Origin of the sequence: Vibrio sp. 397, from assembly GCF_033339395.1 — a bacterium.
GTDB lineage: Bacteria > Pseudomonadota > Gammaproteobacteria > Enterobacterales > Vibrionaceae > Vibrio > Vibrio alginolyticus.
The window spans coordinates 137753-151345 of record NZ_JAWOUN010000003.1; the positions used below are offsets into that span (position 1 = coordinate 137753).

A 13593-nucleotide genomic window follows, 5' to 3' on the forward strand; every position below is an offset into this window, starting at 1 on the left:
TGTTTTGTTATAAAAGCGAGTTTTTGGCAAAAATGTCGTAGTTTTTGACAAGTATTCTTATCGGCCTCAAAATACACTGCCAGCCATTGATAATCCTCGAAGCGGTTTTCGAGGAGTGAGATTGAGGAACACACATGTTTACAGCTACGAACGTGTTGACACCGGAATTTATCGGGCAGCCGCTTGATAAGTTGTGGTCACTGATCTCGCCATTATATATGGTGGACGAGTCTCAATGGCTAGAGCAACTATTGCCACTAGCGACGCCGACAGAGGATGAAAAATCGGCGATCACTACCCAAACGACCCACCTTATCGAAGCCATTCGTGCCGATAAGAAGTCAATCCAGATGATTGATGCTTTATTGCTGGAATACAGCTTAGATACTCAAGAAGGTATCTTGCTGATGTGTCTTGCAGAAGCATTAATGCGCATCCCAGATGCCGCGACAGCAGATTCTTTGATTAAAGATAAGTTGAGTGTCGCAGACTGGAAATCTCACCTGAAAAACTCTGACTCTGTGTTTGTTAACGCATCAACATGGGGCCTCATGCTAACAGGTAAAGTGGTTGGTCTTGGTGAGCAAGGCACCCAGAGCCCAGGTCAGGCTGTAAACCGTCTGGTAAATAAATTCTCTGAGCCTGTGATTCGTAAAGCCATGTATCAGGCAATGAAGATCATGGGTCACCAGTTTGTTCGTGGTCGTACGATCGAAGAAGCGCAAAAGAACGGTCGTCCAATGCGCGACAAAGGTTTCACCTACTCATTTGATATGTTAGGTGAGGCGGCGTTAACTACAGCGGACGCGAACAAGTACTTCAAAGATTACCTAATGGCGATCGAAGCGGTGGGTCGCGAGACTTACGGTAACGACACCAGCCCTGCGCCTTCGATTTCCATCAAGCTTTCTGCATTACACCCGCGCTACGAAGTCGCAAATGAAGAACGTGTAATGACAGAGTTGTATGACTCACTAATGCAGCTATTGAAACGTGCAATTGAAGTCGACGTTGCAATCACAATCGATGCAGAAGAAGCGGATCGCCTTGAGCTTTCTCTGAAGCTATTTGAGAAAGTGTACCGTAGCGATCTTGTGAAAGGTTGGGGCAAGTTTGGTTTGGTTATTCAAGCCTACTCAAAACGTGCGCTACCAGTCTTGGTGTGGCTAAATGCACTCGCAAAAGAGCAAGGTGACGTTATTCCTCTGCGTTTGGTTAAAGGCGCGTACTGGGACAGCGAAATCAAGTGGTCTCAACAAGCGGGTTATGCAAATTACCCAGTATACACTCGCAAAGAAGCGACGGACGTTGCATACCTAGCTTGTGCTCGTTTCCTACTTAGCGAAGGTGTTCGCGGTAATATCTACCCACAATTTGCAAGCCACAATGCTCACACAGTTACGGCAATTGCTGTCATGGCGGAGCACAAAGAATACGAGTTCCAGCGCCTGCATGGTATGGGTGATTCACTGTATAACCATGTTATGAAAATGTACGGTCAGCCAGTACGTATTTATGCTCCTGTCGGTAGCCATGCTGATCTTCTTCCGTACTTGGTTCGTCGTCTGCTTGAAAATGGTGCGAACAGCTCGTTTGTACACCGTCTAGTTGATGCGCGTTGTCCGATTTATGAGTTGACCCATCACCCTGTGGATGTGTTGACGGGTTTTGACACGCTACACAACGACAAAATTCCATTGCCTGCCGATATTTTCCCTGAGCGTAAGAACTCATACGGCGTCAACATTGATATCGACAGTGAAGCGAAGCCATTTGAAGCTCAGGTCGAAAGCTTCATGGACAACCAGTGGGTTGCAGGCCCGATGATCAATGGTGAACGCTTTGCCGAAAGCATGATCAAGGAAAATGCGGCTGAGATCATCACCGCACCATACGATCGCCGAATTGAAGTCGGCAAAGTGGCATTTGCAACTCTTGATCACGTTTCCGCTGCAATTGATGCGGCGCAAACTGCTTTCTCTGATTGGAAAACCGTTCCTGTTGAGCAAAAAGCGGCTTGTTTAGAAAAGCTTGCTGACTTAATGGAAGAAAACCTAGCTGAGCTGGTGGCGATTTGCCACAAAGAAGCGGGTAAAACGATTCACGATAGCATTGATGAAGTTCGTGAAGCGGTGGATTTCTGTCGTTTTTACGCGAAACAAGCGCAAAACCTACAGCCATTTGAGCTAGAAGGCTTTGATGGTGTGAAACGCATTTCTAGCCGTGAAGGTCTTGGTGTGTTTGTGTGTATTAGCCCTTGGAACTTCCCGTTGGCTATCTTCCTTGGTCAGGTGACGGCAGCACTGATTGCGGGTAACACAGTGGTTGCAAAACCTGCTGAGCAAACAAGCTTAATTGCCGCTCGCGCTATTGAACTAATGCTTGATGCTGGCTTCCCTGCAGGTGTGATTCAGTTACTTACTGGTCGCGGCGCTGAGATCGGTCATGCACTGACTTCTCATGATGCTATTGCTGGTGTGGCATTCACTGGCTCAACGGCAACGGCGCAACGCATTAACGTCACGCTCGCGGAGCGCAGCGCGAAACCAGTTCCGTTTATTGCGGAAACAGGTGGCCAAAACGCAATGATTGTGGACAGTACTGCATTGCCAGAGCAGGTGGTGCGTGATGTGATTCGTTCGGCGTTTGCATCTGCTGGTCAGCGTTGTTCTGCCCTTCGTGTTCTATTTGTACAAGAAGATGTAGCAGACCGTATGATCAACCTGATTCAGGGTGCGATGAATGAACTGCATGTTGGTTTACCTTACCTACACAAAACAGATGTTGGTCCGGTTATCGACAGCAATGCAAAACAAAAACTCCTCGCTCACCTTGAGCAAATGAGCAAAACACAGACTAAAGTCGCTCAGCTACAGCTGGATGAATCGTGCCAGCATGGTGACTTTGTCTCACCAAGTGCGTTTGAAATCTCGGGCATCGATGTGCTGAAAGAAGAACAATTTGGTCCAATCTTGCACATTATTCGCTTTAAAGCGTCTGAATTACCGAACGTGGTTGCGCAGATCAACAAAACGGGTTTTGGCTTGACGATGGGTATCCATAGCCGTAACGAAACCACGTACCGTTGGATTGAGAAACATGCTCGAGTAGGTAACTGCTACATCAACCGAGACCAAGTTGGCGCTGTGGTTGGTGTACAGCCGTTTGGTGGTCAAGGCTTGTCGGGTACTGGCCCGAAAGCTGGTGGTCCACACTACCTATTCCGCTTTACTCAACATCTTCTTGCTCAAGCAGAAAACGCATAAGGAGTCGCATTATGGTTCATCAGATCACCTATTTTAAAGATGCATTCTCTGCGTGGGAGCAGTGGAATCTGACTGATTTTGATTACAAATGCGAGCATGTTCTGGCATTTAAATCTGCACTAGAAGGGCAGCAGTCTACCGTTGCCAAAGTGGTTTCTTACCACTTGCAACAAGCATCAACTCTTCTTGCAGAAACTCACCAGTTAGTTGGCCCTACAGGGGAAACTAACGAACTGTATGCCGCAGGACGCGGTGTGGCTTTGGTGATTTGTGAAAACAACATCGAGCCTGCTGATAATGCGTTATACAGTGCTTTTGCGATGATCACCTGTGCCTTAATTGCAGGCAACAGTGTGGTCGTTTGCAGTGACAATGCAGAGCTAAACCAACTGGTTAAGCAAGCTGTAGCGTTGGCAAACTTCCCATCTAACTTAGTCCAGGTTGTTGCGTACGATGCGTCTGCCCCGTTGCTTGAGAGCGATGTACGTAGTGTGGGTTATGTTGGGCGTTCACAGGTTGAGCATGCGCTCAATCTTCAACTAGCTAAGCGTGACGGTGCAATCGTCGGCTTAGTTTCTGAAACGGATTTAGAGTCACCGAAATTGGCTCATGATCCTCATCTCTCGTTGCGCTTCATTACTGAGCGCACTCGAACGATAAATATTACCGCGGTGGGTGGTAACGCAACTCTACTCGAGTTGGGGAACGAAACTCACTAACCTGACTTGTAATGCCAATCTGGAGTAACTGGACTGAGAGCCGGTCCAGATTGGTTTTTTATACTCTGATGTATTGCTGAGACGGTAAAATATCAGGGCAGGCAAGGAAGGAAATAATTATAACGAGGACTATCTAATGATAGAAAATAGCTTTGCTATCACGTCCACTTTTGTGGCGTATTTACTGATTATGGTTGCTATTGGCGTTTACGCGTATAAGAGGACTTCCAATTCATCTGACTACTTCCTAGGTGGCCGTAGCCTAGGTCCGTGGCCTGCTGCATTATCTGCAGGTGCTTCAGACATGAGTGGTTGGTTGCTGCTAGGCTTGCCTGGCTATGCGTACGCTGCGGGTATCGAGGCCTTCTGGTTAGCCGGCGGTCTACTTCTTGGTACATGGGCAAACTGGCTCATCAGTGCAAAACGCCTCCGTACCTACAGTATCCAAACTGACGCGCTAACGTTGCCAGAGTTCCTGTCACGTCGCTTCAACGATAAGTCGAAACTGATTCAGACAATCTCTGCGTTTTTCATTCTTCTATTTTTCCTTTTCTACACCAGCTCAGGTTTGGTCGCAGGGGGCAAACTGTTTGAGACGGTATTCGGTCTAGATTATACCTACGCTGTTATCATCGGTACGGTGTGTGTCGTTTCTTACACACTATTCGGTGGTTTCCTAGCGGTATCTTGGACTGACTTAGTGCAAGGTCTGCTAATGGCGGCTGCGCTAATGATTGTTCCTATAGCGGTAATGGACGGTGGTTTAGGTCAGCTAAGTTCTGATCTACATGACATCAACCCAGAACTTGCAACGCTATGGAATGACGCGAAAGGCGAACCATTGTCTGCGATTGCCATTATCTCTCTAGCGGCGTGGGGCCTTGGTTACTTTGGTCAGCCACACATCCTAGCGCGTTTTAAAGCGTCTCGTTCAAACAAAGATCTAACGACTGCACGTCGTATCGCAGTGATTTGGACGGCACTATCTATGGTTGGTGCAATGCTTGTTGGTCTTGTTGGTCTGGTTTGGGTTACGGGTCATCCGGGTACTCAACTAGAGGACGGTGAGAAGATCTTCATGCTATTGGTTAACGCAGTATTCCACCCTGTCGTTGCGGGTATGTTGTTAGCAGCAATCCTAGCGGCGGTAATGAGTACCGCTGACTCACAGCTCCTTGTTTCATCTTCAGCGCTTGCAGAAGATTTCTACAAGCAAGTATTCAAGCCAGAAGCGTCTTCTGAAGAAATCGTAATGATTGGTCGTATCGGTGTTATCGTTATTTCGCTTGTTGCGCTATTCCTAGCGATGACGCCTGATAGCTCAGTACTCGGTCTTGTATCTTACGCTTGGGCTGGTTTTGGTGCGGCATTTGGTCCTGCGGTTGTACTTAGCCTTTACTGGAGCGGTATGAACCGTAACGGCGCGTTAGCAGGTATTCTTGTTGGTGGTATCACTATCGTGGTTTGGAAGCAGCTAACTGGCGGTTGGTTTGATGTGTACGAAATCGTACCGGGCATCATCTTCTCTACGCTTGCTATCATTGTGGTAAGTAAAGCAACGGGCGGTGCTGCGCAAGACGTGTTAGACCAACACCAGTCGTTCGAGAAAAAACTGGTTGAACTAGACTAGTAACTTCCCGTATATGAACACAAAGCCCGCTATTTTAGCGGGCTTTGTTTTATCTGAAACTTAATTAACGTTAATGGTGGTAGCTTGAGATCAAAGCTTAGCATTGCTCGGTTAGATTGGAGTGTTAGTCGCGACGAATTTTGGCGTAAATAACGGTGTTACTCAACTCTCCCGATGTAGTCAGACGTTCGTTTCTGAGCTCTCCTTCGAACTCATAACCACAGCGCTCGGCTACAGCCCGGCTCTTTTGGTTGGTGCTATCAGCATGAATTGCGATTCTCTTGGCGCCCAAGTCATCAAACGCATAGCGCTCAACTTCGAGCACAGCCTCGGCAACATAACCATTGCCAACGGCAGCATTATCTAACCAATAACCTATCTCAAAGGACGGTACGTCGGGATCTCGAATCATCAAGCCGACCGCACCCAGTAAGCGATCGCTTTCCTTTTCAATGATGTAGTAACGCAGCTCTTCTTCGAAGTTTTCAAAGTTTGCGATGGCTTTCTCTGTCCCTTCTATCATCGCTTCTAATGTCAGCACATGAGGTACCCACGGCAGATAGACTTCGAGAGTTTTTTGGCTGCGAACGACAGCTTGATGCGCCTCTTCGGCTCGTTCTAAACAAGCAGGGATGAGTTTGAGACGTTTCGTTTCCATGCCGACTCTCCTATGGGTGAAAAATGAACGGAAAATCATTTAAACAGATGTACTTAGAATGATCTAGTCAACGCCGTCATATTATTCACTTGGTTTGCCAGAGAGAAACTGAGAGAATCGAACCGTTATCAAACCAACTAGGTTCATTATGAAACTTTTAGTAAGAAACTTGGCTCGTCACATGACCGAGCAAGATATCCGCAAATTATTCTCAGCGTACGGCAAAGTAGAACTGTGTTCGCTAGTGCTTGATCAAGACACGGGTTTGTCGAAAGGCTTCGGTTTTGTCATCATGCCGGACGAAGCAGAAGCCATTTCTGCTCTTGAAGCACTGAATTTGACGAACGTAGAAAAAAGCAAAATTCGCGTGAAAGTCGCACAAGACTAATACAGAGAAAAGCCAGCGTTATTGCTGGCTTTTTTGTCTTTCTATTTAGAGACCAAATTGGCAACATTCTAGAATGTCTTCTCTTTTCGTTTTAGCGAGATTGATCATCAATTCTCTCTTCAAGTTGTTTCATTAAATCCTTTAACTGTAGAGAATCGAAATTGTCTGAATTCGGCACTTGGTAAGCGTCGTTGACTGTGTAGAGCATCAAACTTTTGCTAGAGAAGAACTCTTTCTGTATTTGGACTTTGACAATGTCATCAAGAGGTAGACGGAAGTAAACCGTTGAGCCCTGGCGGTACTTCAAGGTGTTGGTGCTTGCATCGATATCTAGCGTTTTAGGATTGAACGCGCGGCGCGTGAAGTACGTTGAGAGCAGTTTCAATCCTATTATTGTGAGTGCTACGAGTCCAAACTCGACGATCTTGTCTGCTAGGTAGGAAAAATAGAACAGCGACAACAATACAGTTCCTAGCAAGAAAGGGTTGTTCTTGGGCAGATTTTGTGAAGTTTCATGGATGATCATCCGACATATCCCTCTTCGATACGCGGTAAACTCACTGCACCAAGTAACTCCCCGGTGTTTCGCAAGGTAATAGCGTACGCCACGCCTTGATGCTGCTGATACATCGGATCGTGCCTATCTATCCATGCTTGCGCCATCGGTCGCTCATAAGGATGAGGGATGTTTGCTGTCATGTCGGCAATTCGCTTATCTCCAGCGAGTAAAGCCACTTGTTGGCAGTCATCGATATTGAATGGCCGGAGGACGAGTCTTTCGGTAGTGAGAATCGGTTGTATCGTCATGCATTTCTTCCTTGATGAGACGGCTATAGCTGCTAGCAACTGGTTTGCGGGGTAAATCGAGATAACAAGGCGTCTCGAAAGCTCGATCTAGCCAGGCGTGTAGTTGTCATGCGCCTTACTAAATAATAAGCCCGAACAATTGCTTATGTGTAATGTGTCGTATTATTACACACATAAGCACGTTTGCTCATATTGATGGTACAAAAGTTGAGGTCTGACCAATGTCTCAGTTTTTTGATACTTTCGTTCAATTTTTTGAAGATAGGGCACAAAAAATTAAAGGAGCTTTTTAATTGTGGAATTATTTTGAACAAAATATGTCAATTGTCAGTAGGACGAAAAAAGTAGGGAGAAGAGAAATGCCGGATATATATTGCGCAGCTTGTAGAAAATCAACGCAACATAAAGTGATTATGAAGCGTTGCGAGCCTCAGTCTGTTGACTCGTTAACAGGCAAAATGGTGAGTTTTACACAGCTGATGGCGAAATTTGTATCAGGTGAACATTATTACGAGATGGAGCCTCAATACTACTGCCGTTGTTGTAATCATCGTGCAATTGGAGAGGTTGTTCCACATCCTACACGGCGTACATCGGCCGCACTCTAACTCTGAGTGATAGCCATGATTAATGGCTAAATAGGGCGGCGTTGCCCGATCGACATATCTATACAGGCGTGTCATGCGCTTTCAAATTTGCGACTCCGCGGGAGCCGCTAGGTTGCTTTTTCTCTTCATATCACGGTTACTAAGTGAGCGGCAATAATCATAGCTCTTTCCCTCCTTCGTTGTTTTCTGGTTATTCTCTGCTGAATTTCACATGCTGTGCATTTGATGGTTTGCAATTGTTTGAGCAACGATTAATGTGATGCTTTCTAAGTGGTTGCAAGGAAGTGGGTTAATGAGTTATCAATTGGACCGGATTGATTTACATATTTTGAGAGTGCTTCATTCTAGAGGCAGAATTCCAGTTGTAGAACTAGCAAAGCTGATTAACTTAACGACTTCTCCATGTTCTGACCGTGTAAAGCGGCTAGAAAAAGAAGGGTATATCAATGGTTACCATGCAGAGTTGAATGCGGAAAAGTTGGGGCTGGATGTGCAAGTATTCATCCATATTCGTTTAGACCAAACCAGTTTTTCTATTTTTGAAAAGTTTGCGAAAGCGGTGGAATTGATGCCTGAAATTGAAGAGTGCTACTCGCTCTCTGGAGATTTCGATACCATGATAAAAGTTCGTGTTAAGAGCATGAAAGCGTATCAGGAGTTTATGTCGAGTAAGTTAGGCACGCTTCCGGGCGTGATTCAAACTCGTAGTGAAGTGGTCATAGAAGAACATAAAACGGGATTTGGTGTTAATCCCGAGCTCCTTGGTTAGGCGAGGCATGTGTTGAGCCTCCTTATTTAGCGTGGCTTGGTATATTACTTTTTCTCGATTAAAAAAGGAGCCGAAGCTCCTTTTTTAATAAATCGGTGAGCGATTATGCCCCGATAAAGGTACTGATGACGCCAATTAAACCACCAAAAACACCGCCCCAAACGACTAGCCAGCCAAGGTGTTCTTTGATCATCTTTTGCACCATTTCTTTAACTAATGCCGGTGTTAATTCGCTTAAACGTTGATCGATGATACCTTCAATGTTCTGCTTTATCTCATCCATCATTGCAGGAGATTCGAATTGCTCTTTCAGTGCTTCTTTGATGTTATCGCTCTTGCTCAACTCAATGATGGATTCTTGCATCTTTTCGACGAAAGGTTGGCGCATGGGTTGTAGCGCTTCCGAGCCGCCAAACATCGCTAGCATGCCACCAAACTGAGAGCCTTCAATTACTTCCACTAGGGAATCAAATGCTGGATTTAAATCTACTTTCTCAATTACTGGTTGAAGATCGATGTTCACACCGCCCGCCATTTCTTTATTCAAGAATCGGTCAATGTTCGCTTCAGTAAAAAACTGTTCCATCATTAAGTTTTTGATAGCCAGTTTAAACTCTTCAAATCGCGCGGGGATCACGCCAGAACCGTATAATCCAGGCACTTTCTCAAACAGCATATGGATGGCAAGCCAGTTGGTGATGGCGCCTGAGAACGCAAACAGCCCTGCATACCAAAGATAGTCGTTTTGTAATTGATGACCTCCAGCCATCAAAGCGATAGCGAGGACATTCGTTAGCAAACTTTTATTCATAGTGACCAGTTATATATGAATATCGGAAAGAATAAGTGGGCCTGATTCTATACCTAAGTCACATTAAGATGCTAGGTTTTGCCGTGATGAGTAGTCTTGTAGCGAAGGGAAAAAAATGAATGCTCGGAAAAACAAAACCCGACAATCATTGTCGGGCCACTGCTTTTTCTTAGAAAAACTAAGATTCTATTTTTAATTTTAGATGCGGTAGATCTTACTTTAATTTTAGATGCGGTAGATCTTACAACAAAGTTGGCATTTCCATCTTTCTGAGTAGCCAAATAGCTTGTCAGCCCAACTTGGTTTGAGTTGTACGATCTGCATTGAACCACATTTACACATAAGCTAATTACCTTATTGTTAATATAATAACTAAGCCATCTATTGAGTATAGCTGTTTCTCAAAAAGTGAAATGACAAATGAAGACGGCTCAATACTCTGTATTGTGTTCATTGCAATGGATACGCAACGAGGCGGTATATTAGCAGAAAAAGTGTGAGCTTTATCATGGAGAGTGTTTCATATATGAGAAACCACAATAGCTATATGAGCATCTAGCCATGGATTTAAATAAAAAACGGCGCTTAAAGCGCCGTTTTTATTGAGCTTATCACTCGTTAAGAAGCGTGTTGATTGTCTAGTTCTTCAGCGATAAATCCGCCAGTTTGATGCGCCCAAAGCTGGGCGTAAATGCCGTTATTCGCAATGAGTTCTTGATGAGAACCTTGTTCAACGATGCTGCCTTTATCTAGCACGATGAGGCGATCCATTTGTGCGATGGTCGATAATCGGTGAGCGATAGCAATAACCGTTTTCCCTTGCATTAATTCATTCAAGCTTTCCTGAATCGCTGCTTCGACTTCTGAATCCAGAGCCGATGTGGCTTCATCCAGTACCAGCAATGGTGCGTCTTTGAGTAGCACACGAGATATTGCGATTCGCTGACGTTGGCCTCCAGACAGTTTTACACCACGTTCACCAACTTGCGCATCGTATCCGACATTACCAAATGGGTCGGTCAGAGTTTCGATAAACTCATGGGCATGCGCTTGCTTAGTGGCTTTCAGCAAATCTTCTTCTGTCGCATCTGGATTGCCATACAAAATATTGTCTCGAATTGAACGGTGTAACAGAGAAGTATCTTGGGTCACCATACCGATCTTTGAGCGCAAAGAGTCTTGTGTGACTTCTGATATGTTCTGTCCATCGATCTTAATGCTGCCGTCTTCGACATCGTGGAAACGAAGTAACAAGTTCACCAAAGTCGATTTCCCGGCGCCGGAGCGCCCAACCAAGCCTACTTTCTCTCCTGGTTTGATGTTGAGATCGAGATGGCTAATTACGCCTTTGTTCTCACCGTAATGGAAGCTGACGTTATCAAAGTGAATGCCTCCTTCAGTGACAACCAAGTCTTTTGCGCCTGGTTTATCTTTAATATCAATAGGCTTAGAAAGCGTTTTCATTCCATCGACAACGGTTCCCATGTTTTCAAAGAGGGCGCCAACTTCCCACATAATCCACATCGACATACCGTTTACGCGCAATGCAAGACTAACAGCAATCGCAATCGCGCCAACGCTAATGGCACTATCCAACCACAGGTAAATCGATAAAGCAGCAACGGAAAAGACCAAAATATAGTTTGAGATCTCTACAGCGACGTCGAAGCCGGTCACTAGGCGCATTTGACGATAGACCGTATTCAAAAATCCTTTCATGCCTTGCTCGGCATATTGGGTTTCGCGCTGGCTATGAGAAAACAGTTTGACGGTTTGAATATTGGTATAACTGTCGACGATGCGCCCTGTCATTGTCGAACGTGCATCGGCCTGTGCTGAAGCGACGTCTTTGAGCTTAGGGACAAAATAGATTTGGATAGCGATGTAAGCGAGTAGCCAGACAATCATTGGGATCATCAAACGCCAGTCTGCCGTCGCTAACATAATGATCATGCTGGTGAAGTAAACCGTAACGTAAACAAACACATCCATAGCTTTCATCACGGTTTCGCGCACAGCTAATGAGGTTTGCATGACTTTCGTTGCGACTCGACCTGCAAAATCATCTTGATAGAAGTTCAAGCTTTGATTGAGCAAATACCGGTGTGCAAGCCAGCGGATAGACATTGGGTAGTTGCCCAATAACGTTTGATGAACGAGCAACGAGTACAAGATCACCAATATAGGCATGACAACCAGCAATAAGGCTCCGTAGAAAATCAAATCCGATTTGTTGTCTTGTAAGAACGTTTCTGGATTGCTGGTAGACAACCAATCAACCAATTGTCCCATGGCGCCAAACAACATTACCTCAACAACAGCCACAATTGTGGCCATCAAAGACATGATGATCAAAGGCTTTTCATAACCACGAGTGTAATAACGCAGAAAAGCGAACATCCCTGAAGGAGGCTGATCCGGTGTAGATTTGGGGAACGGCTCTGTAAAGCCTTCAAATCGTTTAAACATAACTCATCCTAAAGTTAAAACAGTGCCATTTGGGGTGGCTAAATCCATCGATTCACGCTGCTTTGGACGAAACCGCGTGTATGAGAGTTTTTTGCCTGCTCCTCGATAAAGCAGACCGATTGACGAGAGGGGCGAAAAAATAGTCTAACCGATTGTGTCTTAAATGTAACTAGTTGGTTATGAGTGTAATTGTCTATGGTTCTGATTCTTATGATGAATTCTTATCATGTTCATCGTGGTGCCATAAAAGCTTAAACCTGCAAAGTGACAATAAAATTTAAGGAAAAATGAACTTAATGCAGCAAAAATTACTTTTGTGCAATTAAATTAATTGTCAAAACAGCAAAACTGAAGTTAACAATAAATTTACAATCTCCTCATTCTAGTGATAAGGAATGTATTGGATGCTATTACACGAATCAGTGACCCAATTTGCTAATGGGAAAGAAGAAAGCACGCAAAGTGCTCAGCGCCAAACCGCAAACTGCGTAGTGATGGTGCCACCGAAAGAGTTTCGTTTTAATGAAGAAACCGCACAAGATAATGAGTTCCAACATAAAGTGTCACTCAGCCAAGAAGAAGTCTCACGTCGAGTAATGGCCGAGTTCGCGAGTATGGTTGCAACGCTGCGTCAAGAGGGCGTTCAAGTTGTTGAATTTGATTATCCAACTTCAGATGTTGCAACGCCAGACGCGGTATTTCCAAACAATTGGTTTAGCACTACGCCAGATGGCACGTTGTACACCTTTCCAATGGCCTGTGAAAACCGTCAAAAAGAAGTACGTCCCGATGCACTTGTGGCAGCACTAGCGCAAGCAGGGCGAGAAGTTCATCGACGCAGCAGTCTAACTGAATATCTTGACGAGCAAGCGTATTTAGAAAGCACGGGTGTGATGGTGTTTGACCACCTAAATAAAACGGTCTACGCCGCACTCTCACAACGTTGTGATCGTCTGGTTTTAGAAGATTACGCCGATCGTATTGGCTATGAACGAGTGATTTCTTTCCAAACTCGTTTGCCGTCTGGTGCGCCGATTTATCACACCAATGTGATGATGGCGGTTGGCGAACAGTTTTGCGTGATTTGTGACGAAGTGATCCCAGAATTTGAGCGTCGTTTTGTAATGAAGTCACTCGCCAAAGACAAGCAAGTCATCTCAATTTCGCTTGATCAGATGAACCAGTTCTGCGGTAACATTCTGCAACTAGAAACGATCAACGGCGACAAGGTGATTGCGATGTCGCAATCGGCGTACGATGCATTTTCACCAGCACAAAGAAAGCAATTGGCAACGCACGGTAAATTGCTGCCATTCGACGTTTCTACCATAGAATCTATTGGTGGTGGTTCGGTTCGTTGCATGTTGGGTGAAGTGTTCTTACCGAATCGTAAAGCTGTGCTTTAATAAACTGCACATTTCTTTTCAGCCGCAGTGAAAGGCTGATGAAGCGTTCTCTTCAAGGGTTT

General features: G+C 45.1%; 11 protein-coding genes and 1 pseudogene. 7 read left to right on the plus strand and 5 right to left on the minus strand.

From position 1 onward, the window contains the following. Positions 1-134: 134 nt before the first annotated feature. The 3 genes from putA (at position 135) to putP (ending at position 5615) form a co-directional block, all read left to right on the plus strand. Positions 135-3266 (plus strand): bifunctional proline dehydrogenase/L-glutamate gamma-semialdehyde dehydrogenase PutA, encoded by a 3132-nt coding sequence (gene putA, locus R7P36_RS06115; RefSeq protein WP_054575370.1) that lies wholly within the window; start codon positions 135-137, stop codon positions 3264-3266. A gap of 11 nt (positions 3267-3277) precedes the next feature. Next, entirely contained in the window at positions 3278-3985 is a 708-nt protein-coding gene (locus tag R7P36_RS06120) for a 1-pyrroline-5-carboxylate dehydrogenase (protein WP_006740880.1), read from the plus strand. A gap of 136 nt (positions 3986-4121) precedes the next feature. Continuing rightward, positions 4122-5615 carry a sodium/proline symporter PutP gene (putP, locus tag R7P36_RS06125; protein WP_005374582.1) on the plus strand — a complete coding sequence of 498 codons (1494 nt, stop codon included), beginning with the start codon at positions 4122-4124 and terminating at the stop codon, positions 5613-5615. Positions 5616-5739: 124 nt separating this feature from the next. Here putP and R7P36_RS06130 read toward each other — a convergent pair whose 3' ends face one another. Further along, complete coding sequence (locus R7P36_RS06130) at positions 5740-6273, minus strand: GNAT family N-acetyltransferase (protein ID WP_017820066.1); 534 nt, start codon at positions 6271-6273, stop codon at positions 5740-5742. Between the two features lie 148 nt (positions 6274-6421). Between R7P36_RS06130 and R7P36_RS06135 the strand changes: the two genes are divergently transcribed. Then, positions 6422-6661 carry an RNA recognition motif domain-containing protein gene (locus tag R7P36_RS06135; RefSeq protein WP_005374587.1) on the plus strand — a complete coding sequence of 80 codons (240 nt, stop codon included), beginning with the start codon at positions 6422-6424 and terminating at the stop codon, positions 6659-6661. Positions 6662-6752: 91 nt separating this feature from the next. Here R7P36_RS06135 and R7P36_RS06140 read toward each other — a convergent pair whose 3' ends face one another. Further along, positions 6753-7187, minus strand: a complete 435-nt coding sequence (locus R7P36_RS06140; protein WP_017820067.1) for a hypothetical protein — start codon at positions 7185-7187, stop codon at positions 6753-6755. Between the two features lie 5 nt (positions 7188-7192). Then, positions 7193-7468: pseudogene (locus R7P36_RS06145) on the minus strand (GNAT family N-acetyltransferase); the annotation flags it as partial. A 359-nt stretch (positions 7469-7827) separates the two neighbouring features. Here R7P36_RS06145 and R7P36_RS06150 point away from each other — a divergent pair. Next, the gene (locus R7P36_RS06150) at positions 7828-8076 is read left to right on the plus strand and encodes a hypothetical protein (protein ID WP_250154943.1); all 249 of its coding nucleotides are present in this window, start codon (positions 7828-7830) and stop codon (positions 8074-8076) included. A gap of 292 nt (positions 8077-8368) precedes the next feature. Then, a complete protein-coding gene (locus R7P36_RS06155; protein WP_005374595.1) occupies positions 8369-8845 on the plus strand; it encodes an Lrp/AsnC family transcriptional regulator in 477 nt (158 codons plus the stop codon). A gap of 103 nt (positions 8846-8948) precedes the next feature. Here R7P36_RS06155 and R7P36_RS06160 read toward each other — a convergent pair whose 3' ends face one another. Together R7P36_RS06160 and R7P36_RS06165 are read right to left on the minus strand one after the other, a co-directional pair. Continuing rightward, positions 8949-9656, minus strand: coding sequence for a DUF445 domain-containing protein (locus tag R7P36_RS06160; protein ID WP_005374596.1), 708 nt, complete (start codon positions 9654-9656; stop codon positions 8949-8951). A gap of 618 nt (positions 9657-10274) precedes the next feature. Continuing rightward, entirely contained in the window at positions 10275-12125 is a 1851-nt protein-coding gene (locus tag R7P36_RS06165; protein WP_005374597.1) for an ABC transporter ATP-binding protein, read from the minus strand. Between the two features lie 404 nt (positions 12126-12529). On the opposite strand from R7P36_RS06165, the gene R7P36_RS06170 reads away from it, so the two are divergent. After that, on the plus strand, positions 12530-13531 hold the full coding sequence (locus tag R7P36_RS06170) for an arginine deiminase-related protein (protein ID WP_033906610.1): 1002 nt from the start codon (positions 12530-12532) through the stop codon (positions 13529-13531). Positions 13532-13593: the final 62 nt, after the last annotated feature.